The 26026-nt window shown below is 52.3% G+C and carries 26 protein-coding genes; 3 read left to right on the forward strand and 23 right to left on the reverse strand.

Annotated features, from left to right (window positions below; translation table 11 throughout):
* Nucleotides 1-92 precede the first annotated feature (92 nt).
* Nucleotides 93-629, reverse strand: a complete 537-nt coding sequence (grpE, locus tag AACH41_RS11770) for a nucleotide exchange factor GrpE (protein ID WP_275356311.1) — start codon at nt 627-629, stop codon at nt 93-95.
* A gap of 250 nt (nt 630-879) precedes the next feature.
* Here grpE and AACH41_RS11775 point away from each other — a divergent pair, with 250 nt between their 5' ends.
* Nucleotides 880-1386 carry a type II secretion system protein gene (locus AACH41_RS11775; protein WP_313985624.1) on the forward strand — a complete coding sequence of 169 codons (507 nt, stop codon included), beginning with the start codon at nt 880-882 and terminating at the stop codon, nt 1384-1386.
* A gap of 39 nt (nt 1387-1425) precedes the next feature.
* Here AACH41_RS11775 and waaC read toward each other — a convergent pair whose 3' ends face one another.
* A complete protein-coding gene (gene waaC, locus AACH41_RS11780) occupies nt 1426-2376 on the reverse strand; it encodes a lipopolysaccharide heptosyltransferase I (RefSeq protein WP_338655294.1) in 951 nt (316 codons plus the stop codon).
* A gap of 30 nt (nt 2377-2406) precedes the next feature.
* Here waaC and AACH41_RS11785 point away from each other — a divergent pair, with 30 nt between their 5' ends.
* Nucleotides 2407-3537, forward strand: a complete 1131-nt coding sequence (locus AACH41_RS11785) for a glycosyltransferase family 4 protein (protein WP_338655296.1) — start codon at nt 2407-2409, stop codon at nt 3535-3537.
* A gap of 4 nt (nt 3538-3541) precedes the next feature.
* Here the strand turns inward: AACH41_RS11785 and AACH41_RS11790 are convergent, their stop codons facing one another.
* From AACH41_RS11790 to bioB, 6 genes are read right to left on the reverse strand one after another with little or no spacing between them, the layout of a single operon-like run.
* Nucleotides 3542-4594 (reverse strand): rhomboid family intramembrane serine protease, encoded by a 1053-nt coding sequence (locus AACH41_RS11790; RefSeq protein ID WP_338655298.1) that lies wholly within the window; start codon nt 4592-4594, stop codon nt 3542-3544.
* The gene (gene bioD / locus AACH41_RS11795) at nt 4595-5239 is read right to left on the reverse strand and encodes a dethiobiotin synthase (RefSeq protein WP_338657606.1); all 645 of its coding nucleotides are present in this window, start codon (nt 5237-5239) and stop codon (nt 4595-4597) included.
* Nucleotides 5239-6117, reverse strand: coding sequence for a malonyl-ACP O-methyltransferase BioC (gene bioC, locus AACH41_RS11800; protein WP_338655300.1), 879 nt, complete (start codon nt 6115-6117; stop codon nt 5239-5241). The genes bioD and bioC overlap by 1 nt, the downstream gene beginning before the upstream one ends.
* Nucleotides 6118-6909: a pimeloyl-ACP methyl ester esterase BioH gene (bioH, locus tag AACH41_RS11805; protein WP_338655302.1), complete on the reverse strand. Its 792-nt coding sequence runs from the start codon at nt 6907-6909 to the stop codon at nt 6118-6120.
* Nucleotides 6906-8090 carry an 8-amino-7-oxononanoate synthase gene (gene bioF, locus AACH41_RS11810; RefSeq protein WP_275356317.1) on the reverse strand — a complete coding sequence of 395 codons (1185 nt, stop codon included), beginning with the start codon at nt 8088-8090 and terminating at the stop codon, nt 6906-6908. Before bioF ends, bioH begins: the two co-directional genes overlap by 4 nt.
* A complete protein-coding gene (bioB, locus tag AACH41_RS11815) occupies nt 8091-9083 on the reverse strand; it encodes a biotin synthase BioB (RefSeq protein ID WP_275356401.1) in 993 nt (330 codons plus the stop codon).
* 103 nt (nt 9084-9186) lie between these two features.
* On the opposite strand from bioB, the gene AACH41_RS11820 reads away from it, so the two are divergent.
* Nucleotides 9187-9966 carry a ComF family protein gene (locus tag AACH41_RS11820; RefSeq protein ID WP_338655304.1) on the forward strand — a complete coding sequence of 260 codons (780 nt, stop codon included), beginning with the start codon at nt 9187-9189 and terminating at the stop codon, nt 9964-9966.
* 10 nt (nt 9967-9976) lie between these two features.
* Here AACH41_RS11820 and AACH41_RS11825 read toward each other — a convergent pair whose 3' ends face one another.
* From AACH41_RS11825 to AACH41_RS11895, 15 genes are all read right to left on the reverse strand, one after another.
* Nucleotides 9977-11161 carry a tetratricopeptide repeat protein gene (locus tag AACH41_RS11825; protein WP_338655306.1) on the reverse strand — a complete coding sequence of 395 codons (1185 nt, stop codon included), beginning with the start codon at nt 11159-11161 and terminating at the stop codon, nt 9977-9979.
* A gap of 19 nt (nt 11162-11180) precedes the next feature.
* On the reverse strand, nt 11181-12071 hold the full coding sequence (locus AACH41_RS11830) for an AAA family ATPase (RefSeq protein ID WP_194748670.1): 891 nt from the start codon (nt 12069-12071) through the stop codon (nt 11181-11183).
* An 8-nt stretch (nt 12072-12079) separates the two neighbouring features.
* A complete protein-coding gene (gene mshL / locus AACH41_RS11835; RefSeq protein ID WP_194748671.1) occupies nt 12080-13858 on the reverse strand; it encodes a pilus (MSHA type) biogenesis protein MshL in 1779 nt (592 codons plus the stop codon).
* A 61-nt stretch (nt 13859-13919) separates the two neighbouring features.
* Nucleotides 13920-14291, reverse strand: coding sequence for a hypothetical protein (locus AACH41_RS11840; RefSeq protein ID WP_338655310.1), 372 nt, complete (start codon nt 14289-14291; stop codon nt 13920-13922).
* A 13-nt stretch (nt 14292-14304) separates the two neighbouring features.
* Nucleotides 14305-15018, reverse strand: coding sequence for a type II secretion system protein GspM (gene gspM / locus AACH41_RS11845; protein WP_338655311.1), 714 nt, complete (start codon nt 15016-15018; stop codon nt 14305-14307).
* A gap of 3 nt (nt 15019-15021) precedes the next feature.
* A complete protein-coding gene (locus AACH41_RS11850) occupies nt 15022-15888 on the reverse strand; it encodes a PilN domain-containing protein (RefSeq protein WP_338655312.1) in 867 nt (288 codons plus the stop codon).
* Nucleotides 15885-16823, reverse strand: coding sequence for a hypothetical protein (locus tag AACH41_RS11855; protein WP_194748675.1), 939 nt, complete (start codon nt 16821-16823; stop codon nt 15885-15887). The genes AACH41_RS11850 and AACH41_RS11855 overlap by 4 nt, the downstream gene beginning before the upstream one ends.
* Before the next feature lie 296 nt (nt 16824-17119).
* On the reverse strand, nt 17120-20170 hold the full coding sequence (locus AACH41_RS11860) for a DUF6701 domain-containing protein (protein ID WP_338655314.1): 3051 nt from the start codon (nt 20168-20170) through the stop codon (nt 17120-17122).
* A gap of 6 nt (nt 20171-20176) precedes the next feature.
* The gene (locus AACH41_RS11865; protein ID WP_275356325.1) at nt 20177-20536 is read right to left on the reverse strand and encodes a hypothetical protein; all 360 of its coding nucleotides are present in this window, start codon (nt 20534-20536) and stop codon (nt 20177-20179) included.
* An 86-nt stretch (nt 20537-20622) separates the two neighbouring features.
* A complete protein-coding gene (locus tag AACH41_RS11870) occupies nt 20623-21414 on the reverse strand; it encodes a prepilin-type N-terminal cleavage/methylation domain-containing protein (protein WP_338655317.1) in 792 nt (263 codons plus the stop codon).
* Nucleotides 21398-21973, reverse strand: a complete 576-nt coding sequence (locus tag AACH41_RS11875; RefSeq protein WP_338655319.1) for a type II secretion system protein — start codon at nt 21971-21973, stop codon at nt 21398-21400. The genes AACH41_RS11870 and AACH41_RS11875 overlap by 17 nt, the downstream gene beginning before the upstream one ends.
* A gap of 80 nt (nt 21974-22053) precedes the next feature.
* The gene (locus tag AACH41_RS11880; RefSeq protein ID WP_338655321.1) at nt 22054-22512 is read right to left on the reverse strand and encodes a GspH/FimT family pseudopilin; all 459 of its coding nucleotides are present in this window, start codon (nt 22510-22512) and stop codon (nt 22054-22056) included.
* 12 nt (nt 22513-22524) lie between these two features.
* Nucleotides 22525-22968 carry a type II secretion system protein gene (locus AACH41_RS11885; RefSeq protein WP_194748678.1) on the reverse strand — a complete coding sequence of 148 codons (444 nt, stop codon included), beginning with the start codon at nt 22966-22968 and terminating at the stop codon, nt 22525-22527.
* 122 nt (nt 22969-23090) lie between these two features.
* A complete protein-coding gene (locus AACH41_RS11890) occupies nt 23091-24305 on the reverse strand; it encodes a type II secretion system F family protein (protein ID WP_338655323.1) in 1215 nt (404 codons plus the stop codon).
* A 5-nt stretch (nt 24306-24310) separates the two neighbouring features.
* Nucleotides 24311-25963 carry a GspE/PulE family protein gene (locus AACH41_RS11895; RefSeq protein ID WP_338655325.1) on the reverse strand — a complete coding sequence of 551 codons (1653 nt, stop codon included), beginning with the start codon at nt 25961-25963 and terminating at the stop codon, nt 24311-24313.
* Nucleotides 25964-26026: the final 63 nt, after the last annotated feature.

Consider the following 26026-nt stretch of genomic DNA (forward strand, 5'->3'; position numbering starts at 1 on the left):
TCCTTATCCTTTAAATTTGGTTAATCTCAATCTCTGATGCACTGAACATTGGGACATCTCTACAGATTTCAAGTCCCTGTTCACAATATGGATTATTTTGCCTGAATCACGGTCACCAGCGCTGGACGCAACACGCGCTCATTCAGGCTGTAGCCTTTTTGCAAGACGCTTAATACCGTATTGGGCTCACCCTCTGCTGGCACCATGCTGATGGCTTGATGCTTGTTCGGGTCAAACTTCTCACCCACCGGGTTGATTTCAGCAATATTGAATTTCTCAAATACGCTCAATAGTTGTTTTGCAGTCAGTTCTACGCCATTTTTGTAGCTATCCACATCGGCGTTCTCTACCGCCAACGCGGCATCCAGGCTGTCCTTCACTGCCAGCAACTCACCACTGAATTTTTCGAGCGCAAATTTACGCGCCTTATCAATATCGTCAGCAGCGCGGCGACGAATATTCTCGCCTTCGGCTTTCACATACAGCACCTGCGCCTTGGCTTCTTCCAGCGCTGATTCGAGTTCGGCAATGCGGGCATCTTGAGTATCGTTCGTGAGATCTGGTGTGGTTTGGCCATCAGGCTGGCTGTTGATTGGCTCAGCCGCTGATGCGTTATTTTCTTCTTGCATATTGCTCCCCTAAGATTTATTACGGTATTTTTTGCAAATGGGGAGCAGTCGCAGAGATTTCAAGGGCCATCAGATAAAATTTAGGGCGCTATCTTGGGTTGATGTGCTTGAAACGTCATCCTTGCCCAAAAGAAAAATCGAGATTTGACTCAAGCCAAGAAGTAGCAATATATCTTGCATCTTCTTGGCTGATTGCTTGGCGGCTTCCAAGATAGAATCAAACGTGTATTTGATATGAGATGCTGCCACCATGTCATCGATATTTAAACATCGAGGATTTACTCTGGTCGAGCTTGTTTGCACCATTACCATTTTGGGTATTCTTGCTGCATCTGCGCTTCCACGCTTTGCGAATGTTGCAAGCAGTGCCCGAATTTCGACTTTATATGCTTTTAAGGGCACAATTATACAGGCGGCTACAATGGGTAGAAGCATGTGTTTTTTGGATCCTGAATGCAATATGAACGCAGATGGTGGGCAATTTCCGACCACGGTGATAGAAGGCAAGACGATTTATTTTCATTATGGATATCCGACGGGATGGGGTCGTTTTTTTGTAGACGATGGTGTCGGTAGTCTTAGAGATTTAATGGATATCACGGGCTTCAGTTACACACAGCATCAAGGCGGTTCTTTCCAGACTGTATATACCAAAGATGGTGCAACAGACCCACAAAATTGCAAAGTGATTTATCAATTGAGCCCAGATGGCCAGCCACCATTGATGTCCGTCAGCTTAGTCACCAGCGGCTGTTGATAGCCCGGCCATCGGTGTTGATAATGCGTCCGGCACGAATCACGCAATTGGAGCCAGCATGGCTATCACATCGTTCACTAACGGCATTAACCCAGCCCCACCGAGATTCATCGCAGGTGAAACTCGCCCTGCTGCCACTCCCGTGTAAGCTGGCTCAGTATCCGTATACAGGGCCACAACAGGCACATTTAATGCCGCGGCCAGGTGAGAAAGCCCGGTATCAACACCAACAGCGAACCGCACATGAACCATGCGACGAGCGAGTGTTTGCAGATCCATTTGGGGCAGTACCAGCGCATCTGGCACTTGCCCTGCAATGCGTAATGCACGTTGATGCTCCATGTCGTTGCCCCAAGGCAGCCACATTTGCAATCCTTGCCGCGCATAATACTGCCCCAAGGCAACCCAATGAGTTTCTGGCCATAGTTTGCTATCGCGGCTGGTAGCATGGAGAGCGAGAAATGCCATGCTATTAGCATCTGGACATTGCGCAGACAGTCCGTAATTGGGTTTTTCCAATGGCATCGCATAATGAAGTGCGCTGGCCGCCAGGGTGCGCATCCGAATCACGGCATGCTGCCGGTAGGGAATCGCATAGGTGTGCTGATAAAAGCGGCTGGCCAGGGGCTCACGAATGGAATGTCGATCATAGCCATGGCGCGGACCACGCGCCCAGGTGGCCATCACCGCACTTTTGAGCAGGCCTTGCAAATCCAGCACGGCATCATAAGGTTGAGCCGCGACAGCCTGTTTGACTACCGAAATTTCACGCCAGGTCTGCCAACGCCACCACTGCTTGCGCCAGCGGCGCACCGCGACGGTAAACACCTGTTTTACCTGCGGGTGCAATCTTGGAATATCGGCAAAACTTTCTTCTACCAGCCAGTCAATCTGCGCATCGGGATGATGCTGCAAGAGATCCTCCACCACCGGCAAAGCGTGGATAACATCCCCCATAGAGGTGGTTTTGACGATCAAGATGCGTTTCATGGCCGCTATTTTCGCATACAATGCCAGCGCATGAAGTTTGCGTTTCTCATATTCAAATACTTTCCCTACGGCGGTGTGCAGCGCGACATGCTGCGTATTGCCCGCGACTGTGTGGCATTGGGACACGAAGTCACCATTTTTACCGGCGAATGGCGTGGCGAACAACCATCAGGCATACACATCCGCTTGCTCAAGGCCCGCGGTTGGCTCAATCATCACCGACACACCTCGCTGATCCGCCAGATGCAGCAAAAGATTGCGCAAGGCCAGTTTGACCGTATTGTCGGCTTTAACCGCATGCCGGGGCTGGATGTCTATTTCGCCGCCGATCCCTGCTATGCCGAACGTATGTCACGCGAACCCTGGTATAAAAAACTGTCTGGTCGTTACCGTTTTTTTTCTGCCATGGAGCAAGCCGTGTTTAGCCCCCAGGCAGGCACACAAATTTTGCTGCTTAACCAGCATGACCAGGCGATTTTTCAGCGTTGGTATGGTACCGACCAGGCGCGCTTTCACCTGATCCCGCCCAATATCCCGCTGCAGCGATTTGCTGACATGCCCACCAGGGATCACCGCGCCTACGTGCGCCAGACGTTTGCGTTACCAGAAGACGCCATCGTCTTGCTCACCGTCGGCTCGGCTTTTTTGCGCAAAGGCGTAGACCGTGCAATCAACGCCTTGAGCAGCCTGCCAGAGACACTCAAGCAACGTTGCTGGCTAATCGCCGTCGGAGAGTTTGAATCCAGCAGCAATATGCAGGCCTATGCCGCCGAGCGTGGTGTCGCCGACCGTTGTATTGAAGCTGGGGGCCGCCCGGATATCCCGGCGCTCATGCTAGGCTGCGATGTGCTCATACACGCCGCGCGCTCAGAGCTGGCCGGGATCGTCCTCATTGAAGCGATGACGGCCGGTTTGCCGCAATTGGTGACCAGTGTGTGCGGCTATGCGAGCTATGTTGCCGCCGCCGGGGCAGGAGAAGTATTGCCTGAACCGTTTGATCATGCCGTGATGAACCGCACTTTGCAGACCATGCTCACCAGCTTGCCGCAACAACGCTGGGGCCAACAGGCCCGCGCATACGTCGCCCAACTGGCCGCCAAACAGGTCTCAGCGCCTGAAGCCCGTATCATTGAGGCTTCTTCAACCCGCCGCCCGCTTTAACCGATTAAGGCGCAGCGGGTCGCCCGGCCTTAAACGGCAGATGCCGCAGCTGGTCCGCCGCCGCCTTGCTGGCTTCACTGCGCTTCAAGGCATAGGCTTTGGCCTGCTCAAGTAAGGCCGCAGAAGGCAGCTTGGGGTCCTCAGACAAGCGGGACAGTTTTTCAAAGCTTTCTTCATAAGGCGTGGCGACCTGTGCGTCAATCTGTGCTGCCATTTCATCAAAACTGACACTGCCCTCACGCCCTTCAAGCATGATCTGCTGCCATTTGTGCTGAGCCTGCTGGTCAACCTGATTCAGCTTTTGCAATTGCTTTTGAATCGCCACCTCTTGCCGCCAGCGATATTTGGGTGCCGGCAAATGCGTCAGCAAACCCAGCACGACCAGCGCCCAGGCCAGCCCTGCCAAAGCTTGCGATATAGTGATAGCGGGCGAGCCACGTAAAAAAGCGGGCAACATGAGCAAGCCCAGCACGCCGCCGGTCAAAAACCCGCCAATATGCGCAGAGTTATCAATGCCGGGGATCACATAGCCCATGCCTATGGTCAACGCTGAAAAGAGCATGCCTCCCCAGAACAACCAGCGAAATTCAACTTGCTGCATCTGGTGTCTGGCAACCCAGAGATAGACCAGCAACGCGCCATAGATGCCAAAAATCGCCCCAGAGGCCCCACCTGACACCGCCTGATTGCCCTGAACCACCAGCGACAACAGATTACCGCCTATGCCGCTGATCAGGTAAATCAAGAGAAAGCGTGCAGAGCCGAACATGCGTTCGACCAGCTTGCCGCCATCCCACAAGGCCAGCATATTCATGCCCAGATGCACGGCGCCAAAGTGTAAAAACATCGCGCTGCCCAAGCGCCACCACTGACCATCGGCCGTGGCTGGGGCAAAATTGGCGCCCCAGGTCAGCTGTACTGTATTGGGCGAGTGCCAAAACCCGGCGCCACCAAACAGCATGAGCACGAACACCAGCACATTAAGCGCAATCAAGGTGCGCGTCATCGGCGGCACAGGTGCGCGCAGCTCAATGCGAGGGGTGGGTGAAGCGAGCATCTAGGCGAGTGACTCCTGAAAAGGCACCTGCAACAAGGGCGGCTGTTGCAAGCTGTCGATTAAGGTTTGCAGGTTTTCTTCTGGCATAGACATCTGCGGATCAATCCTGTTCGCGACCCAGCCACAACACGCTATCTGCCGCGACTTGAGCCCCTCTGCCGTCAGCAGCGCATGATTGATACAGCCCAGGCGCATGCCGACCACCATCAGCGCAGGCAATTGCAGGGCCTGAATCAAATCGGCCATGCTGTGCGTCTGGTTTAAAGGCACCAGCAAGCCCCCTGCGCCTTCCACAATCACCACATCGGCCAGCGTGGTCAGTTGTGCATAGGCAGCTTGAATGACCTCAAACTGAATCTCCACGCCGGCTTGCGCAGCGGCGATATGGGGCGCAATGGCCGGTGTAAAGCGGTAGGGATTAATCAGTTCAGCAGGTGCTGTCACGTTGGAGGCGGCAGTCAGTAAACGCACGTCTTCATTTTGCCAGCGGCCATCCAGCCACTCGCAACCGGAAGCCACCGGCTTCATGCCGATCACCGTCTTGCCTTGCGCAATCAACTGCTGCATCAAACGAACGGTGACTGTGGTTTTACCGACACCGGTATCGGTGCCAGTGACAAAAAAACGTGAAGGCAGCGGCTGCATCATGCTCCCTGCGTGGCGGGTTTGCGCGACATGAATTGCACCGGACTGGTCCCGGGTGCCGTGTAGGGCTGGCTCCCGGTCCAGGCATGTACAAACACCACTTCATAGGTGGCGGGCAATTTACCCTGGTGGCGAAAAGCCTCATAGCCCTGACGCAATTGCTGCAAAAAGCCCTTGCCACTCAAGCCCTTGGCACGCCCCGCCGTCGCATTATGTGCGCCAATCGCTTTGAGGTCGCGCATCACAGATTCCACCGTATCGTAGGTCAGGGTGTAATGCATCACATCCAGCACCGGCGCGCTAAAGCCAGCCCGCGTCAGTGCATCGCCAATATCATGCATGTCAATAAAACGGCTGACATGGGTGTGCCCATGACCAGAGGCTGCACGCAGTTCTTTCAGCGTATCCGGTCCCAAGGTGGCAAACATGAGCAGCCCGTTGGGTTTCAGCACACGCCTGAATTCTTGCAATACGGTGTCCATGTCGTTACACCATTGCACGGCCAGGTTGGACCATACCATATCAACACTGGCGGTCGCCAACGGCATGGCTTCAATGTCGGCACACACCATTTGTGGTTTGGCCTGCCAGAAGCGATACCAGGGAAACAGCGTTTTCGTGCGGGCCAGCATGCCTTCGGCAATATCCAGCGCCACCCCTCTTGCCTGCTTAAAGTGTTTGAGCAAGGCATACAAGCCATGACCGGTGCCGCAACCTGCATCCAGAATCACCGCAGGCGCCAGCTTGACCACGTCCAGACGGCTCAACATTTCCTCACGTACCTGGCGCTGCAAAATGGCGGCGGCATCATACTGTTTGGCCGCACGGTGAAACGACTGGCGCATGCGCGTCTTGTCGATCTGATAAACATCCTGCATTTAATGCTCCCCGGCGCGCACAGCGGGCTCATCCGCCATAAAGGCTTCCACCGCTTCGCAAAAAGCTTCCGCATGTGACAAAAAGGGCGCATGTGCCGCCCCGGCGATCACGCGCAAATGGGCACGCTGCAAATGCATGGCCAGCCAGTGCGCTGCCGAGACCGGCGCCAGCGTGTCTCTATCCCCGTGAATGATCAGCGCGGGCTGGAACAAGCGCCCGACCTCTTCGCGCAGATCCGTCTGCATCAAGATATCCAGGGCCTGATTCAGGCTATCCTGGGTAGGGCTAGGTTTGGCACCAAACGCAATACGCAATTGGCGTACCGTGCTGCGCGCATCTTTGGCATGCATGCATTGCAGGGTCAAGAAATTGAGCAAGGTGGCATTAAAGTCTTGCGCAAACCGCTCGTTGAACTGCTCAAAATGGCGGGCTGCAATACCATGTGGCCAGTCTGGTTTACTGACAAAACAGGGGTTGGTCCCCACCAGAATCAGCTTCTCTACCCGGTCGGGTTGATTGAGGGCAATTTGCTGCGCAACCAGGCCGCCCAGCGACCAGCCTAAAATGGTGGACACGCCGGGGATTTCCTCAGCGACCGCTTCGGCCAGGCTATGCAAGTGATAAGGATAAACCGGACGGCTCTGGCCCATGCCGGGCAAATCCACCAGAAACAGTCGAAAATGGGTGGACAGCCGCTTGGTAACCCGTTCCCATACCGCACTGTTCATGCCCCAACCATGGAGCATTACCAGCGGTTTGCCTTGCCCCATGATTTCGATAAAACAACTCATGCCACCGCCCCGATAGCTAACTCGCGTTCAGCATCGTGCAAGGCTTGAATCAGCGCCCTGACGTCGGACTCACGATGGGCTGCCGACAGGGAAATCCGCAGGCGGGAAGTATTGACCGGCACGGTTGGGGGCCGGATTGCCGGCACCAGAATGCCACGCGCCTGCAAATACTGGCTCAATGCCAGCGCCTCATGGTTATCGCCCACCACCAGTGGCTGGATAGCGGTTTCTGACGGCAGCAAGTGCCAACGGGTGAGTGAAAGCTCACTCTTGAGCAGCGCAATCATGTCAAACAATTGCTTTCTGCGCGCATCACCCTGCTCTATCTCTTTCACTGAAGCCAGCAAGGCGGCGGACAGCGGTGGTGGCGCAGGCGTGGTGTAGATATAACTGTTGGCGTGCTGAATCAGGTAATCAATCACGATTTGTTGGCCTGCTACAAAAGCACCCGCCACACCCGCGGCTTTGCCAAGGGTGCCCATCATGATCAGGCGTGGTGACTGCAGCCCCAGATGCTTGAGCGAGCCACGCCCTTGCGGACCGAGCACACCAAAACCGTGCGCATCATCCACATACAAATAGGCATCGTAGCGTTCACAGAGCGCAAGATACTCAGCCAGCGGCGCAATATCGCCATCCATACTGAACACCGCATCAGCGGTAACCAGTTTGTGACGGGCCGTGCTGGCTTGCAATAATTTTTCCAAGGCTGCCACGTCATTGTGCGGAAAGCGATGATGTGTGGCACGTGACAAAAATGCGCCATCATTCAGACAGGCATGATTCAGCTTGTCCGAGAACACGGCATCTTCACGCCCCATCAAGGCACTGACGACGCCAATATTCGCCATGTATCCGGTGGAAAACAGCAAGGCTGCCGGTTGCCCGACAAAAGCCGCCAGCGCCTGCTCTAACTGATCATGATAGCGGTGATGACCGGTAATCAGATTGGAGGCGCCACTGCCCACGCCCGCTTCGGCAGCGGCTTGTTGCAAAGCGGCCACCAGCGCAGCATCGTTGGCCAGGCCCAGATAATCATTGCTGCAAAACGACAAAAATGGCTGGCCATTGGCGGTGATATGCTCGGCCTGTGGTGAATCCAGCAAGCGGCGTTGACGCATCAGGCCCAGTGTTTGCCGTTTTTCCAGATCGGCCCGTAAAGACTCCAGCAGATCGCTCATTTAGATTTTCTTCAAGCCTAATTTGGCAAACAGGGCATTGTCAGACTCAACCTCAGGGTTACCGGTCGTCAGTAATTTTTCACCGTAAAAAATACTGTTGGCCCCGGCATGGAAGCACAAGGTCTGCACGGCTTCGCCCATGCTCTGGCGGCCCGCTGACAAGCGGACAAAGCTGGTCGGCATGGTGATGCGGGCGATGGCGATGGTACGCACAAACTCCAGCGGATCCAATGGGTCGGTGCCATGCAAAGGCGTGCCTTCCACTTGGGTTAACAAGTTGATGGGCACGCTTTCCGGCGGTTGCTCCATATTGGCCAACTGGGCAATCAGGCCCGCGCGCTGCGCACGGGTTTCGCCCATGCCAATAATGCCGCCGCTGCACACATTGATATTCATGCTGCGCACGCGGTCCAGGGTGTCCAGACGGTCCTGATACGTCCGCGTGGTAATCACATCGCCATAGAACTCGGGCGCGGTATCCAGGTTATGGTTGTAATAATCCAGCCCAGCCTCTTTCAGTTGCTCGGCTTGCCCATCCTTGAGCATGCCCAGCGTGGCACAGGTTTGCAGCCCCATCGCCTTCACTTCAGAGATCATTTTGAGTACAGGCTCCAGGTCGCGCTGCTTGGGTCCGCGCCAGGCGGCTCCCATACAGAAACGGCTGGCACCGCTTTCTTTGGCCGCTTTGGCTGCGGCCAGCACCTCGTCCAACTGCATCAAGGGCTCGTTTTCAACCTCGGTATGATAACGCGCAGCTTGCGGGCAATAGCCGCAGTCTTCGGAACAGCCGCCCGTTTTAATCGACAGCAGTGTGCTGACCTGCACGGCGTTTGGATCAAAATGCTCCCTATGCACAGTGTGCGCTCTGTGCAGCAAATCATTGAACGGCAATTCAAACAGTGCCATGATATCTGCAACGCGCCAGCGCTCAACCGTTGGATGACAGGAAGCTGCAGGCTTCAAGCCATCCAGATTAATGACGGAGGTTTGCATTTCGGTGCCACAAGCAGTAGCAGAGGTGTGTTGTTCCATAAGTCCCACGCATTAAAAAATAGATGAATAATCCGGCCGAATTATATGTTGTTTAAAATCATACGTGAAAAAATTTTACAACAGCTTAAAATTTAAACAAATCAACACCACTCACTGGTTGTCGCAGTGGCTGGCAACGACGCTGCCCTGCCCGCTGTGCCATCAAGCCCCAGGCGCTCGCCAACCTTCAGCGACTGACGAGCCAATCTCGCCTCCAAACGGACTTTGTTTAGACTGCCAGGCCAGCCTGCCCTGGTACGAATCGCCGCGTTGCCCACAATGTGCCTTGCCAAATACGCGAGGTGAGTTGTGCGGCATCTGCTTACAGCACGCCCCCGCCTTTGACCAGACGCTGACCGTTTTTCGCTATGCCTATCCGCTAGATCGACTCTTGCATCAATTTAAATACCACCAGCAATTGCCATGGGGGGCGCTATTGGCACAGGCCTGGCTATCCCGCCTGCCAGTGTTAACTACGAGCCAGCAGCCACCCGTTCTGGTGGCGATGCCCATGCACCTGAACCGCATCAAACAGCGTGGTTTTAATCATGCGCTTGAATTAGCCAAGCACTTGCAAAAGCAGTGGCAAATTCCGTTAAGGATAGACGGCTGTGAGCGATTGATAGACACCCCAGCGCAAGCAGCGATGGACATGAAAACAAGAACCCGCAATCTACGCGGTGCCTTTGCGACCTCGCAGCGATGGCAAGGTCAGCATGTGATGATCGTGGATGATGTGATGACGACAGGAGCCAGCATGCATGCGCTGGCAAAAGTTTTTAAACAGGCGGGAGCTGCACAGGTGACGGCGCTCGTGCTGGCACGCACCCTCAAACAGGACTAGCTAGCACAGATTATTCGGCATTGGCTTGTACGCTGCCACCCAGTTGACGGATGCGCTGCGTAACAAATTCGAGCAAGCGCTCGCTTAACGGCAGGCTTTGCGCCTGTTGCAAGTGCTGCAAGGCTTGCGCATTCTGGCCCACGGCTTGTAATGAAATGGCGTACGCCACCATCCATTGTGCATGCCCTGGCCGCAGCAGCGTCGCGCGTTCAAAATGTGGCAAGGCAGCGGCATGCTGCCCGGTTTGCTGATAAGCCATGGCCAGCATCCATTGCGATTCGGCATCTTGCGCCAGCGCACTGGCCACCGGTTTTAATGTTTGTAACACCGCCTCTGCCTGACCATGTGCCAACTGCCATCTGGCGAGTGATTTTGGCAAACCCGCTTGAGCCGGAAACTGCTTGATGCCGGCCTGCAAGACCGAGACAGCCTCAGCCTCTTGCCGGGACTCAAACAAATAGGCGGCCAACAGCTGGCGTGCATCTTCAGACTGCGGATAAATCGTCAGCGCTTGCCTGAGCATTGCCAACGCCTCGTTCAAACGACCTTTTTGCTCATGATCGACGGCACGCTGGATCAAGACATTCACTTCCTGCTCAGGTCTGACATGTTTATTGACCATGCCTTTTTCGGCTGACTTTTCATCACTTTTGCCCTGGCCCTGGTCCGCGTGTGTCTCCAACGTAGGCGCGATGGTGGCAACAGTGATTGCCGCCGTATCCGCGGTCTTCATGCTGAACTCACCCTCGACTTGTGGTGCAGCAACATTAGCCACGGGCTTCACTTGAGCAACGACAGCGCGCGCACTGGGCTTTGTAGGAGCAGGTTCGGACTGCCAGGCACTGAACAATGACCTGGTCAACTGCGGTGGCGCCCAAGTCGCCACCGTGCCTGCCTCTGCGGCTGCCGGGGCTAAAACAGTCTCTACGCGTGGTTTTTGGCCTTGAGCCTGCGGCGCGGCCTGTGGTATCGCAGTCACATGCTGCGGATAAAAATACGCCATCAACATGGGCGAATTCATCCACACCCATCCGGCTGTCGCAAGCAGCAGCCCGCCGCCGATCAGGCGATTCAACCAACGGCCAGGCGGTGCTGTCTGTGCAGACAACACTGGCTTGACCTGCCCGGTCCAACCATCAGTGGTGTTGCCCTGACGGGCCTCTACGTTTTGTAACACCTGATTAATCAAGCTCATTTGATTCCTCCGTCGCCTGCTAACGACCAAACCCGGCCAGGGTGGCATGCAACGTCAACCACCATTTAAACCCATGCTCCAGCCAACGATGCTGTGCTTTGACACTGGCTTGTGTATCAAGAATCGCCGCTTTCACATCCTCGGTTGTAACCCTGTGCTGACCACGGCCAAACGCAGACAATAATGCTTTATGCGCCAGAATATTCAACAAGCGTGGAATGCCGTTGGCATACCGGTATAGCAATCGCATGCTAGCCGGACTAAACACCATGCCGCCCTGATACCCAGCCACATGCATGCGATGATTCAAATAAAACGCTAATTCTTCCCATTGCAGGCCTTTGAGGTGATATTCAAAGCCAATGCGCTGCCGCAGTTGGCGAATAGACGAATGGTTGAGACGTTCTTCCAGCTCAGGCTGGCCAAAAATGACCACTTGTAACAACTTGCGCTTTTCGGTTTCGAGGTTACTCAGCAAGCGCAAGGCTTCCAGCGTTTCCAGCGGCATGGCTTGCACTTCATCAAGGCAGACCACCACATGCGTGCCTTTTTCAGCAAAGGTCAGCAATGTGCGATGCAGCGCATCTATCATGTCATGGTGGGTAAACTCAGGCTTGAAGGCGACGCCAAACTCGGTGGCCAGCGTCATCAGTAAGGCGTGCGGGTCAAGATAGGGGTTGGGGAGGTAAGCAATCTGGCAACCGGGTTCCAAGGCTTTGAGCAGGCGCCGGCAGAGCAATGTTTTACCGGTGCCAACTTCACCTGTGATTTTGACAAAGCCTTCACCCGACTCAATCGCAATCAATAGCGTATTCAGCGCTTCTTGCAACGTGCGTGTGGCGTAATAAAAGCTCGTATCCGGCGTGATCGAAAATGGAAACTCTTTTAAGCCAAAATGCTGCAGGTACATGCCCGCTCCTAAAATGCGTTGTCTGACTTGAGTTTTTCTACCCGGTCCTGGCTGTCGAGCATATCTTGCGCCCAGTTATCGCCACTGCGGACCACGGTGGATTTGAGCAGAATGACCAGTTCTGTTTTGGTGGAGCTTTGGTCTTTCTGGCGGAACAGGTTACCCAAAAATTTGACATCGCCCAAACCAGGTACTTTTGTACGTGTATTATCCACGGACTCTGACATCAGCCCGCCGATCGCAATCACACTGCCATCGCGGGTACGCACGATGCTATCGGTTTCATTGATGTTGGAGGAGGCCGTTGGAATCGTGTAGGTGCCACCGTTGGCACTGGACAAACTCACAGTACGGTTGACCTGGGTGACTTCACTGATAAACGGATGGACGTGCAGAATAATGTTGTCGTCCTTGTCAATTTGCGGTGTCACATCCAGTGAAATACCAGAAAAATACGGTTGCAGCTGAATATCTGGCGTCACTACGGCACCACCCGTGGTGGTGGTGACATTGGTACGCACATTGGTCACATAGAACGCATCATTCCCCACCTTGAGTACCGCCTTCTGGTTGTTGATGGTGGCAATGCGCGGACTGGACAGGACTTCTACATTACCCTGCGTTTCGAGAAAGTTAAGCAGCGCAGAAAAGTTTTTGCCTTGTACCGCTAACGCAAACATTGAGCCGCCTATCGACACCGGGTCACTGTTACTCAAAGCGCCAGGTACGGTGCTGGTCAGCGTGCCGTTGGTCAGGGTACCGGTTTCTCCCAGGGTGGTATTACCGTTGACGTTACCAAAGGTGTAATCGCGGCCGCGAATGTTTCTGACCGCCGCCCAGTTAATCCCTTGTTGCGAGTTTCTATTCAGTTGCACCTTGATAATCTTGGCTTCCAGAATCACCTGACGATCCACGGTCACCTGCATCAGACTCAGAAATTTCTCCACCTGGCGGATTTCCTTGGGCATGGCTTTGACCATGATCAGGCCAGACTGCGCGTTAATGACTACCTTGCGCCCGTTTTCTTCGCCAATCAGGCTACTCAATGAGCCTGCAATCTCGTCCCAAAAGTCATTATTGGTACGCATACTCACATCTGAAGCATACACTTGCAGGTTGGAGGCGCCCGAGGCCGCCTGGTTGCCTGTGCCTGTCCCGGTTGAGCCAGAGCCAACGCCCATGGCGCCGTTCATGGCGGCGGCCTGCCCGGCCACGCCTGCGGCACCGCCCGCACCCGAACCGCTGGCCGTCCCGGACGTGACACGGGTGGCAGAAGACCCTCTGCGAGCGCCTGTAATGTAATTAACCTGGAAAACCCGGGTTTGCAGGGTTTGTGGCTCGACAAAAATCTGTTTGCCGTTCATTTTGTACTCATAACCATACAAGTCACGCAAGGCATTGAGCGCTTCAAACAGCGTGACATCGCGCAGGTTAATCGTAATCTCGCCTTTCAGCTCCGGGCTTAAGGCAATGCTGTAAGGACTGCCAGAGACGATGCCCATCAGCACCTGGCTAGCCGGGGCTTTGTTAACCACAAGGTCAAAACGCGGCTCGACACGTTTGGCCAGCGCTTTGGGTGGCTCAATTTTAAGTGGCTCAAACAACTCATCCGTCACTTCTTTAGGCGGCGGCACCACTTGTGCTTGCGCCTTGGCCGCAGAGGTCGCCAATTCGTTTTGTATTTTTGGCTGAATTGATGGATTGGTCGGCGTGAACGGGTTACTGGTGCATCCAGCCAACCCGGCGCCTATCATCATCACACCCAAGGTATTCACAAAAGTTTTCATAGCAGTCTCTCTATTGATATTCACCTGGCGGCCACTTCAGCCAATCGCAGGCATTTTCACTTTATTTTTTAACCGTTTTTGCCTGTTTGGCTTTTTTTATCTGCGCAGGCGGCGGTGCCTGCATCACAACACTGGTCAACCCCAAGCCCAACAGTTTTTTCTCACCGTTTTGATTGATAAACACCGCTTGCTGGTGCTTGACCGAAACCAGTTTAAAACCTTGATAACGCTCACCCAAGTTAACGAGCTCGCCATTGACCACAGCAAACCCATGCTTGCCGTTGTCCTGAATGGCCGTGACTTGCCAAGCCTGCGCAGTCTCCGTTTGTGCCTCTGGCAGATAAGGCAATACGGCAGCTGGCGGCTTCGTAGGGTCTATCATTTGCTCGGCGGCCTGGCTATGTGCCATGCTGACCAATACCATCCAAATCATGAATATGCGCATGCTATATCCCCAACCAGGCGTTTTCCCCACTCAGGGTATACACTTGAAAAATCAATTCGCTTTCTGGGTAGCCGCCTTTAAGCTCGGCATTTTCCCATGCCAGTTTACGGCCGATCGCTTTCAGTGACTTGCTATACGCCATCAACGCAAAATACTGCCCTTTTAAATGGACTTTCACAGCATGCTGATAGACATGCGGCACATTCTTCCAGACCTCGTCCGAGGCCGCAGTAGAATCAGCCCCTGATGCGGTTTGTGCCTGTAATCGCTTTCTTTGCGTTTCGATAAAATCCACCACGGGCAAGGACTGTATCTCGATCACTTGCACATCGGTATGTTTTTCCAGCAGTTTCTTCAACATATCCACCATGGCTTGTGGCGAAACCATAAATGCAGACACCTTGAGTAATTCCTCTGTCTGGCTGGCCATTTTTTGCCTGGTTTCTTCAATCTCATGCTGAAGCGCCTGCGTGGCGGGCTGTGGCGCCGCCTGGGCAGCAATCTTGGTCAGCTGCTCGGTCAGGGTGGTCGTATCGTTTTGTATTTTGAGGATTTCCTGCTGGGTGCTGGCCAGTTGCACCCGCTGTGGCTCCAGCAAAAAGGTATCCATCAGGCCCACCACGGCAAACAATCCGGTGCCAAACAGCATCCAGCGTTCGCGCATCGAGAACGCTTGCCATTTATCGCTGATTGCCTGTAGTTTTTCAGATCGCATGACTTACTGTCTCCCGCTCTGGTTGCCGGGCTGAGGTGGCACCGTCTGGCGCACAAATTCGTCCCAACTCATGCCATTAACCAATTTGTTCGTGGCTTGCGTATCACGCCCCTTGACTTCAAATGTATACACTTTGAGTCCAGGCACTTCAGCGGCTGCCGGGCTGCCAGGGGCTGACGGCGCAGGTGTTGAAGCAGCTGGCACAGCGGCTGGATCGGCTCCCGCACCCTCTTTACCAGCAGGCGCAGCCGCTACCGGATCTGGCGTCGGGGTTGATGCCGGGCTTGCAGGGTTAGCGCTGGTGCGTGACTGCGGTTTGTGCAACTCGACTTGCTTAAACTGTATGCCGGAAAACTCGGTGCCTGCAAAGACAGACTGGCTGGAGAGTAAATCCAGATAAGCCGGAATATCTTGTGATTGCAAGGCCTGGCCGGTGAGTGACAGATGCTGGACGGCAGGCTCGACCTTGAACCCGGTCAACCAGACACCAGGTTGCTGCTGCCCTGTAAATGCCCGTAAATAGTCGATCAAATGAGCAGACTGCTCTGAAATCGACTGCTGAAAAATAGCCAGAATTTGCGACTGCATTTCCAAACGCCCCTTGAGCGCTTTTAATTCTGCCTCGAGCTTGCTGTTATCGATTGGCGCGGCTTTTTTCGAGAACTCTTCCACTTTCTTCTGCATCATTTCGTACTGCGCAACGGCCTGGTTACGTTGCACCTGTAGCTGCGCATTTTCATCTGCGAGGCCGGTGTAGAAGAAATACATCACCACTGCGGCCAGCAGGTACACTGCTACCACCATAGGCAGCGTGAACCACTCTTTGGCCTTGACGCCTCCACCTTCATACAGGTTAATCTGCTGACTCATACGGCCGCCTCCTGACGCAAGGCAGCACCCAGGGCAGGCATCAACATGGCCTGTTTTTCAAGGCTGGAAAAATCCTGGTTGGCAGGCAGCTCAACAACATCTTCCAGGTTAAAAACATTGACCGGCACATAGAGGCTGGAACTCAGGCCGCTCACCAGATAATCGCGATGCACGACCGGCGCCACCACCATACGGTTCAAGCTCAGGAAAGGAAACTGACGGTCAAAGCTGTCCAGCGAGCGTTGCAGCTCAAGCACCAATTTATCAAAATTGATTCTGAAGATTTCGTCCCTATCGTTCAAAAAGTCGCGATCCAGCTCAATCAGACGCGTATGGTAAAGCTCACCTTTTGCCGTAAACGTGATCAGGCAACCGCGTGGCAGGATGCTCACCATCACCAGCGCGCGATCTTCGTGTTCAAGCAAATGGGCAATATTGCGTTGTGCCAGCGCGTGCACATCAATCGAACGCAGGTTAAATCCGGCATCGACCAAATGATTACCCGCACCGGTTACCGTAGCTTTTTTGGCGCAAATCGCCAGCATCAGCGCTTGGCGATTTGCCACAGAGGGATCCGAAGGCAGATCAATCCCATCAACCACCGCTTGTTCTACCGCATAATCAAGCAATCCCTTGAGTTTCCAGCGTAACGCCGGTTTTACTTCATCCTCTGGCAAATTGGGCTTGTCGATCTGCACAATGTTGTACTGGTCGACATTGAGTACCAGATTGCAGGGTAAAGACTTGAGGTCATTTTTGGTCACAAAGTGACGTAATGTGGAAGTAGCATCCAGCGGTATTTGCTCAACCGCCGCAAACGAAACCACCGGCTTGGTCCCTTCTGCAGGCGGCGTCAAGGCAACAGTACTCACATGCATGTCGGTAAAACTCACCCCTACCTGCTGCTTGTTTTTTTGTCTTTTAAACCATTGCATAGAGAGTCGCCAGTCTTTCAGAGTCACTTTATCATTTAAAATCAAAGAATAATAATACTTACTTCAAGCACAATCGCAAATTAGTATACACAAAAAAGTCGCACATCAAATCATCTTCTTATGCGCAAAATGACTTAAGTGGCCATGCGCCATCGTGGCACCAGACAATCCCGCTATCCGGCCACGCCTCATATATGCGAGCAACTTTAGTGCCTGAAACGGGAGATCAAATGCAGGAATAAGACGACAAAACCACCTGATTTAGGTGGTTTTGTATAGGCGAGGACGGATATCAACTAAAAGTTCTCGCGCATGTATATGATAGGTGCCTTATAAATACCGAAGGTGGCGCGCGCACTAGGGTCTGCGCCAAACCATCCCCCCAAACCATCTGTCCCGTCAGCGGCGTTAGACTGAACACTACTGGTACAAGTACGATCTCCGCCGGCACTGCCAAAATTGAGATCCAGATCTACACTCCCTGTATTGGGTGTTGTGCCCGACACGCCCGGAGCGCTCAAGCGCAAACTCATAACCCCATTATTCATGGCACTGTTCACGCTCAACACGGTTTCACAGGCATTAAGATTGCCTCTGTAGTTTTTCATGGCGATGGTATTCAGTGGAAAGCTGGTGCACGTATCGTCTGAACTGCGGCGATACCCACCGCCACCCCAGTACTGCACTTCAACGGGAACAATCAACGGCAATAACTCAGAGCCATGCGCAGGCGTAATGGCAACTCGTCCATAACGGTAGGTGGCACTTGATAAAGTAATCGTGGCAGGATCGGTTGCAACGCCATCGGAATCCTGTACGCGCGTCGTCACCGAAAAGGTTTGCTCTGCAATAGGGCTTGCAGGACGTGTCACGTTAAATCTTGCGGTCATCGCCGCTTTCCCGCCAGACCACCCCCCCTGTAGCGCAGGACTATGGACACTTTGACTTAATGTCCCACCTACCAGCGGAGGATTAGTTGAGAAATTAAAGTTTGCCCAAGCACTTGGATTATTGAACTTGGCATAACTGCTGGGTCCCGTGCCTGTGTAATATGTCGTGGTCGCCCCATACCCATTCTGGGCAGTAATGGTAAATGGTATCTCCAAACCAGCTTTGGTGCTGGTATCCTGATTATAGTAGACAAAAGTACTACAAGCTTGCTTGCTCCCCCCTGTAGTGATCACAAACTTATTCGGAATGAATCTACCAAAAAAACTACTTGCAGCGGTATTGCCAAAATTGCAGCCATATTTCTTGGGGGTACCCGTGCCCGTATTATCAAATCCGCCATTATCACAATCTCCATTAGCTTTATCTACAGCGGTAAAAGTATCGTCATAGACCCCTTGGGCTGCAAATTGAAAAAAGCCAACCTCACTGTACTTAAAACTATCACTGCTACTGGTGCCACTACTGGCCGCAGGAAATTTGTTAGGAGTTATAGGGTCATAGCTAATCTGCCCCATCGTCACTACACCATCATGCTGATAGACTTTTGACGTATCTATAGAAGGTGTTCCGTTATAGCCGCTTTCACCAGTCACAGCTGTTAAGTTAAAACTATCTGTGCCTGCCTTAAGCTTGTAAGTATAGGTCGGCGAGGGGGTAGTAGACGAGAGGCTTGTGTTGGTAGTTGAAACTGTAAAGGACTGCGGCCGAATGGCAAAGTTATCAGAAGAACAACCCGATTTGTTCTGACCGGCGTCACTCACCTGACAACGCACCTTGGTATATGCTTGCTTCACATCTGAGGCGTTGAATGTCACTGTTTTATGCCCGCCATCCGAAGCCATGAAGCTAACAGACTTGGTCGCGATGATGTTCGTACTGCAGGTGTTATTACTATCGGTGACCAAATCAACTTTTAAACCAGACGAATTGTAGCCGTTGGACTGTTCACCATTGGCAAGTACGGCAACCACCTCAACATCAAAAGACTGACCAAGCACCTTGGTGTAGAGTGGGTTACGCTTAGATGAGTCAGCTTTTAGGTTGTTATATTTAATGGGGGCACTTTCCATACACTCAAACGTATTCACACACGCCGTGTTCGTCATGGTAAAACTACAACTTTGCGAATTATTTGCCGTGTTCCAGCACTTGATGCCATTCATCGGCCCTTTGCTGAGGCCCGTCGCTCCCAAGGTATAAGTAGCTGCAGCGCTACCTTGTAAGGTAATGGTGTCAATGGTGCGGTCACTCCCAACGTCGAACTGGGCGTCCGGTGTCACCGTGACGGTTGGAGAGTTGGGAGAAATGGTCAGCGTCCCCGTAAGGCTACCTGAATTGATTAACTGGTTATCCGGACAAGGCATGGTAGAAACCAAACAAGCCATGACCTGAATATCGACCGGACATAAAGAGGAACTGCCAGGGTGGCGTATTTCCAGGTGATCATAATCAGGCACCAGGGTTGAGCCAACCACAAAGTCATAGCTGAATGTGTATGTTCCAGGCGATGTAAAGTCGTATTCAATCGCAGCGCCTGTGTCTGTTAAAGTGGTATTGACTGTATTCCCCAATTGGCCTGTTTTGGCGATCGCACAGGCGACGGAATTGTCATTGGACCAGAATGTTTGGTAATTGCCTACGCAATAACGGCCAAATTTCCCATCCCGCTCCCTGAAACTCTCAACCACATCCAGGTTGGCAGGCAAACTTGTACTAGAAGGGCACTGAACATTCGTATTTCCACTTCCTGAAGAGCAGCTACCTGCATAAGGATAAGTCCCGGCGACCTGTTTGCCGTTGGTATCGACGTAACGAACACCACATCCACAGTCAGAGCCACCCAAATAGGTATCCACCACATGATAATAACGCACTGGATTACTGGAGCTGACTGGATACAACAAAGGAATATTAATCGTGACCTTTGCAGTCACAAAGTCATAGGGATAGGTATAACTCCAATCGATAGTGATTTGTGGACCGCCGCCGATATTGTTCGCAGGAACAGTGAACTGCGAACGGGTTGTCTGCGCATTTCCAGCGGATGCGTTAGCTGGCGTCACCGCTGTCATTGCTTGCGCTGTATAGCTTCCTGGCGCGTTGTAGGCAAAGTGATCAGGGCCATAAATAGTATTATTGCCACGAATATAAATCCCGTTATCTAACCGACTATTAGCTGGCGTTCGATCAGGTTGATAAAGCTGGCCGCTACTATTGAGCCTTTGTACCTGAATTTGGGAGTTATCATTGATGAAGATTTTCAACCCATTTGAAGAGTCAGAACCGCCGTTGGCGTTTAAAGTAACGGTTGCCGCTTTTGTCGCTTCAGCAGAAAACAAGCTGACCAGACACAAAAGCCATATCACTGTTGCATGCTTCCATCTAAACACGGTCATTTTCCTCTAACTACACTCTTCTGTACCCATCAGGCAACGACTCAAGCTCACTGTGACTTTGCGCTCAATATAATCAAGCGCGCCAGCTGCCCCTTTTGAGGCGGTAGCGGTAATGGTATACATGCCGATATTCTGTGTCCCTGCACGATCTTGCGGCATCGGGTTTGTCTGATTACATGTCAATGCAATGTTAAAGCCATTAATCGTAAACGGATTAGGCGGTGTTGGGCATGATTGCATTGATGTCGTCCCTGGCGCAATCACCTGATAAGCCGCCCACTCGACGCCAGCCTTGGCAGCCAGGTAAGCTTGTGCACCTTGCACATCCTGTATCGTGCCTTGATTGGCCAACAATGACAGCCGCATAGAATACCCTACAAGCGACGCCAATATCACCATTAAGAAGATTGCCACAGGCAACATAAATCCTTTTATGCGATGAAGCGTATTTTTCATGGCGAATTCACCACATTAATCAGGTTAACCAGGCGTACAACGCCACCATTTTTACTGAGCTCTAGCTGTGCTATTACCACGCCGCTATGCTGCATGACGCCTTCTGTATAAGTAAAACTGCACCCTGTGACATCTTGCGCCACGATACTTGGGGTGAGTCCGGCAAAGTTTGAAGGATGTGCAGAGGGAATCGCGTAATTTGAATACATCAATAGGCGGCGGTTGGCTAAATCGCATACATAGAACACGGCCCCGTTCACCACATAAAAACGGCTCCCTGGAGAAGGCAATGGAAAGGCGGAACCGCTAAATGTAAGCGTGCTGAGATTAGTGCCTGTGCTGGTTAGGGAGCGAATCGTATCACCTGCATACACATCCGCCGCTAGGATGCCAAGGTTATAAATGACTAGCTGATCACCCGCAACCACTGAAGGCACCGGGTCGCCAAGTACGTTAAAAGTGTCATTCGCACTGACAAAATCCAGCGTATCCTGCTGGTAGCGGCCGCCAGCTTTGATCGGCACAAACTCTACATAGGAATTATCAGCGGCCACCCAGACGCTATTGGGCAAAGCATTGCGGATATCGCGTGACATACGGCGCAATGAGATATCGGCGCGATCGGCGAGCTCATAATAAGCCTCGGAATTCACATAAGCTAAAACGGAATTTTTGATAAAGGTGACAGAAATGCCACCCAGAATTGCCATCACCACAATAACAATGACCAACTCCACCAAGGTGAAGCCTGATACAGCAGATTTGGGTTGGTTAAATTCTCGGCGCATAACGAACCCTGTATCCAGTCAGCCGGACTGTCGTGTCGGCTGGACCTGTCACCGTAATCACAATCTGTAACACCGCATCGGCTGGCAGCGCAGCAAAAGCGCCGCTCCCGCCCGCCTGAGTAATTGTAACGGATGCCGCGTAAGGATTTAAGCCCGGTAACGCCGTCGCGTTACCAATGCGGCAAATGCCGGCACACCCACCACCGGGCATGGCAAATCCACCATAATCGGCCACATTATCAAAGGGATCGGTCGCGCTGTAACGGCTTTCAGTAGAGGGCGTAGGCCCGTTTAAACTCGCGTTTTGTGGATTGGTACAATCTGCATAACTCGTCGCCGTAGAGGCATTCGTGTCATCCGGGTCACAGAATGTAAAAGGCATTTGTTGAATTTCTTGCATCAGGGATTCAGCAATGGCGATTGCTTGCTTACGCGCCAGCGGATCTGCAGAATGACGTCCCATAAATGAGAGCGCACCGATAACACCGGCGATGGCGGTGGTGACAATCACCATAAACACCACCATCTCCACCAATGAAAAACCTGCTTGCAAGCGCATGCAAGGTTTGCCTGGTTGTCTGTAAGAGTGATGTTTGTTGTGATGCATTGTTATTATCCAGCCTGTCACTGGTGGACTGATCAGTGTATGTATCCGGTGTCCGCCTCAACAGTCACGGTCACAGATTGCGCATTATTTTTCTTGTTGGTCGCTTTATAGTTAACCGTAGAATTAGGCACCACCCGCCCGAGTGCGTCAAAGCCCACGCTTACGTTGTCTGAGGTGATATCCACATTCTTGCTGCTGGTAAATACATATGCAGCAGTCGTCTCAGGATTGATCACTGCCTGATTGCACGCGGTATCGAAACATAAGCTAACCGTATCTGGCACCGCATTATTGAGAATCACATACACATTCCGACGCTGGGCAATCGCTGTTTTTTGCGCATAGCGTAATGTAGATGAAAGTAAACCCGCGTCACCGCGGGTTTCGAAGATATCGCCGTTTGCGAATCTGGGCATTGCCACAGCCACCATAACGCCTGTCAAAGCAATTACCACAACCAACTCGACAAGCGTAAAGCCATCAGATTTCATAAGTACTTTTTGTTAGCCTCCACAGTTACCAGCACTTAAATTTGCAGTACTAACAACACCCGTCGCGGCAGTATAAGTAACTGTACATGTGTTGAAAGTACCCACTTGAAAAGTTGATACTCCGTTATTGTGACTCGCTGTAAATTGAGCATCTAAACTCTGCAATGCAGCAACAATGCCTGCAGCATCAGCGGTAGGATATCCGGAGTTATTTACTGTGACCGCTTGACCATCCATCGTTACTTGCAATGCAGCGGCATTACTACCAGCCGCAACCCAGGAAGCTCTAGCCAAATTAGCAGCAGATCGTAAAGATGCCGCCAGCCCATTTCCAGCAGCAACCCTTGCGTTTGATTGCACATTCACAAATCTTGGCAACGCCGTAGCCGCCAAAATACCAAGCACTGCAATCACAACAACCAATTCAACCAATGTAAAACCAGCTTGTTTTTTCATTACTAAAACTCCTAATCAAAATGCCCTGTCGTTCTTATCCCAGTGGCAGGTTAACACTGCGTTAAATTGTCATTAGCAAATACTATGCCAGACAATTTTGGTCCATTCCACGACACCCAAAACTAGCTACCTTTTAGCATCACAGAACTCATGTCCCAGATTGGTAAAAATACCCCCAATGCAAGCACTAGGACGAGGGCTCCCAAAAAGATAATCAAAATAGGCTCAATCTGCGCACCCAATGTTTTGACGTCATACTCCACATCTGCCTGATACATATCGGCAATTTCCTGCATTAATGTATCCAGCGAGCCTGACTCTTCGCCAACGGCGATCATTTGTAAAACGAGTGAGTTGAACACGCCGGTTTGCGTAGCGGTTCTTAGTATGGTTTCGCCGCGCTCAATGCCAGCAGACATGCTTAGGATTTTTGCTGAAATATAGTCGTTTTCGACTGTTTGTGACACTAGCCTTAAAGCTGACAGAATGGGCAAACCACTGCGTGTAGACAACGCAAAGCTACGGGCAAAACGGGCCATGGTGCCTTTAAAAATAATTTTGCCGGCAATCGGGATACGCATTTTGATACGGTCCCAATTTGACCGACCACTTGCCGTTTTAACATAAGCTTTAAAAGACCAACCTGCGGCGGCTATCATGCCAATCAGCACAAACCAGTAGTTGCGCATAAAGCTTGAAAACGCAATCAGCACTTTAGTGATGAACGGCAAATCAGCATGCATGCTGGCAAACACTTTTTCAAACTGAGGAATCACCATGACGTTGATCACCACAATGGCAATGGCCATGGCGGTAATCACAAACATAGGATATTGCAAGGCTGACTTGATTTGTCCACGCATAAAGCGGTCAAACTCGATATGCTCGGACAGACGCAGAAAAATATTGTCCAGGTTACCTGTGGTCTCCCCCACGCGGATCATGCTGATATAAAAGCCATTGAATACCTTGGGGTGCTCAGTCATGGCAACCGACAATTCACGGCCTGAGTCCAGGCTCACGCGCAGTTGACCCACCACTTGCGCCAGCTTAGGGTTACCTACGGAGCTTTGAATCCCAGAGAGGGCGCGCATAATCGGGATACCGGCTTTAAGCAGCGTATACATTTGCTTGCTGAAAATCATCACCTCAAGACTGGTAATTTTCTCTTCAAACAGGTTAATCGCAACAGCACCCGTTTTCTTGGGCTTAATCTCAACTGGCGTAATTCGGGTACCAATTAACGCGGCGCCCAAGGCATCGGCATCGGCGGCTTCTTGTACCCCAGTCACCACCATGCCATCTTCGGTGCGCCCTTTGTATTCAAATAATGGCATAGGCGTTATTCTTCAAACTGGTTATCGACACGCATGATTTCTTCCAGCGTGGTTTTACCTTCAATCGCCAATTGCAGCGATTGGTCGCGCAGGGTTTTACCTTTGAGACGTTCACGCGCTTTTTTGATAAAGATGTTGGTATCCGGCATGTTGGCTGCCATTGCCAGCTCATCGGTCATTTCAAGAAACTCATACAAGCCCACCCGCCCCAGATAACCGGTGCGGTTGCAATGTTGACAGCCTTTGCCATGGCGGAAGTTGGTCGGTAAGGTTGCATCCGGCAACACCTGATTGAGCCACACTGTTTCACTCTCTGTAGGTGCATGCTCTTCAGCACAGTGCGGGCAAATTAGCCTTACCAGACGTTGCGCCATAACACCGAGCAAGGACATGGCCACCATAAAGCGCGGCACGCCCATGTCAATCAAACGCACCGGAGCAGTTGAAGCATCGTTGGTATGCAAAGTGGAAAGCACCAGGTGACCCGTCATGGAGGCACGCAGACCGGTTTGCGCAGTTTCTTCATCCCGCATCTCGCCCACCAGCACAATATCGGGATCCTGCCGCAAAATGGCACGTAGCAACTTGGGGAAGTCCAGCTCGATTTTTTCATTCACCTGCGTCTGAATAATGCCGGGTAAACGATACTCCACCGGGTCTTCCACCGTAATGACTTTGGTCTCAGGCGTATTTAGCTCGCTAAGCGCTGAATAGAGGGTGGTGGTTTTACCACTCCCGGTAGGCCCGGTAACCAGTACCATGCCACTGGGTCGATTAATCATTTTGCGGAAGCGTGCCAGCAAAGCCGGCGGCATACCCAGTTTATCGAGCTGAAAATGGGCAGTGTTCTGAATCAGCAGACGCATGACCACCGTTTCGCCATACTGCGTTGGCATGGTCGAAATACGCATATCGACCGCCTTACCTTTGACCGAGAAGCCAAAACGACCATCTTGTGGCAGGCGCTTTTCAGAGATATCCAAGCCAGCCATGATCTTGAGACGCATGACCAACGCAGTGGCAATTTTGATATCTGCCTGGGTTTGAAAATGCATGACACCATCAATCCGAAAGCGGATCAGCAGCTTGTTGTCTTGCGGCTCAATGTGCACGTCAGACGCTCGCACTTGCACCGCGTCCTCAAAAATCGTCTGCAACAGCTTGACCACGGGCGCATCGTCCACGCCCAGGTCTACACCCATCATGCTTGAGAGATCGGCATTGCTGTCTGCCAGGTCCTCTTGCAACTCAAGCGCCAGTGAAGAAATCTGCTCAGTCTGGCGATAGGAACGATCAATGGTCTGCATGAGCAGACTCTCTTGCACCACGACGATATCAATATCACGCCTGAGCAGCCTGACCAATTCGTCATAGGCATAGACATCCGAAGGGTCAACCATCGCCACCAGAATGCTGTCTGGACGCTCTTCGAGCAAAATGGCACGGAAACGACGTGCCTGCACTTCAGGGAGTTTTTGAACCTGCTTGGGATCCAGCTCATACTGGCCAAGATCCAGGAAAGGGATATTGAGCTGATGTGCAACGGCTTCAGCAATTTGCCGCTCGTTGGCATAGCCTTTTTCAGCAATCACCCGTCCAAGGCGGCGGCCTGTCTTGCGCTGCTCTTCCAGCGCCTGATCCAGTTCAGCTTGCGTCATGAAATTCTGTCTGACCAGAATTTCACCTAATCTAATTTTCTCGGGACGAGCCATGGCGTTGTA

The sequence above is a fragment of the Methylophilus sp. DW102 genome (genome assembly GCF_037076555.1).
In the GTDB taxonomy this organism is placed as follows: Bacteria; Pseudomonadota; Gammaproteobacteria; order Burkholderiales; family Methylophilaceae; genus Methylophilus; species Methylophilus glucosoxydans.

Bases quoted from the DNA above. Each gene is read 5' to 3' on its own strand.
- AACH41_RS11865 (WP_275356325.1), bottom strand. From the start codon at position 20,536: ATGCGGCTGTCATTGTTGGCCAATCAAGGCACGATACAGGATGTGCAA.
- gspM (WP_338655311.1), bottom strand. From the start codon at position 15,018: ATGCGATCTGAAAAACTACAGGCAATCAGCGATAAATGGCAAGCGTTC.
- AACH41_RS11870 (WP_338655317.1), bottom strand. From the start codon at position 21,414: ATGCGCCGAGAATTTAACCAACCCAAATCTGCTGTATCAGGCTTCACC.
- waaC (WP_338655294.1), bottom strand. From the start codon at position 2,376: ATGAAACGCATCTTGATCGTCAAAACCACCTCTATGGGGGATGTTATC.
- AACH41_RS11775 (WP_313985624.1), top strand. From the start codon at position 880: ATGTCATCGATATTTAAACATCGAGGATTTACTCTGGTCGAGCTTGTT.
- bioD (WP_338657606.1), bottom strand. From the start codon at position 5,239: ATGCAGCCGCTGCCTTCACGTTTTTTTGTCACTGGCACCGATACCGGT.
- AACH41_RS11895 (WP_338655325.1), bottom strand. From the start codon at position 25,963: ATGACGCAAGCTGAACTGGATCAGGCGCTGGAAGAGCAGCGCAAGACA.
- AACH41_RS11825 (WP_338655306.1), bottom strand. From the start codon at position 11,161: ATGAGCTTGATTAATCAGGTGTTACAAAACGTAGAGGCCCGTCAGGGC.
- AACH41_RS11875 (WP_338655319.1), bottom strand. From the start codon at position 21,973: ATGCGCTTGCAAGCAGGTTTTTCATTGGTGGAGATGGTGGTGTTTATG.
- AACH41_RS11860 (WP_338655314.1), bottom strand. From the start codon at position 20,170: ATGACCGTGTTTAGATGGAAGCATGCAACAGTGATATGGCTTTTGTGT.
- AACH41_RS11880 (WP_338655321.1), bottom strand. From the start codon at position 22,512: ATGAAATCTGATGGCTTTACGCTTGTCGAGTTGGTTGTGGTAATTGCT.
- AACH41_RS11785 (WP_338655296.1), top strand. From the start codon at position 2,407: ATGAAGTTTGCGTTTCTCATATTCAAATACTTTCCCTACGGCGGTGTG.
- AACH41_RS11840 (WP_338655310.1), bottom strand. From the start codon at position 14,291: ATGATTTGGATGGTATTGGTCAGCATGGCACATAGCCAGGCCGCCGAG.
- mshL (WP_194748671.1), bottom strand. From the start codon at position 13,858: ATGAAAACTTTTGTGAATACCTTGGGTGTGATGATGATAGGCGCCGGG.
- AACH41_RS11850 (WP_338655312.1), bottom strand. From the start codon at position 15,888: ATGAGTCAGCAGATTAACCTGTATGAAGGTGGAGGCGTCAAGGCCAAA.
- bioB (WP_275356401.1), bottom strand. From the start codon at position 9,083: ATGCAAACCTCCGTCATTAATCTGGATGGCTTGAAGCCTGCAGCTTCC.
- AACH41_RS11790 (WP_338655298.1), bottom strand. From the start codon at position 4,594: ATGCTCGCTTCACCCACCCCTCGCATTGAGCTGCGCGCACCTGTGCCG.
- bioC (WP_338655300.1), bottom strand. From the start codon at position 6,117: ATGCAGGATGTTTATCAGATCGACAAGACGCGCATGCGCCAGTCGTTT.
- AACH41_RS11890 (WP_338655323.1), bottom strand. From the start codon at position 24,305: ATGCCATTATTTGAATACAAAGGGCGCACCGAAGATGGCATGGTGGTG.
- AACH41_RS11885 (WP_194748678.1), bottom strand. From the start codon at position 22,968: ATGAAAAAACAAGCTGGTTTTACATTGGTTGAATTGGTTGTTGTGATT.
- AACH41_RS11830 (WP_194748670.1), bottom strand. From the start codon at position 12,071: ATGTACCTGCAGCATTTTGGCTTAAAAGAGTTTCCATTTTCGATCACG.
- bioF (WP_275356317.1), bottom strand. From the start codon at position 8,090: ATGAGCGATCTGCTGGAGTCTTTACGGGCCGATCTGGAAAAACGGCAA.
- bioH (WP_338655302.1), bottom strand. From the start codon at position 6,909: ATGAGTTGTTTTATCGAAATCATGGGGCAAGGCAAACCGCTGGTAATG.
- AACH41_RS11855 (WP_194748675.1), bottom strand. From the start codon at position 16,823: ATGCAATGGTTTAAAAGACAAAAAAACAAGCAGCAGGTAGGGGTGAGT.
- grpE (WP_275356311.1), bottom strand. From the start codon at position 629: ATGCAAGAAGAAAATAACGCATCAGCGGCTGAGCCAATCAACAGCCAG.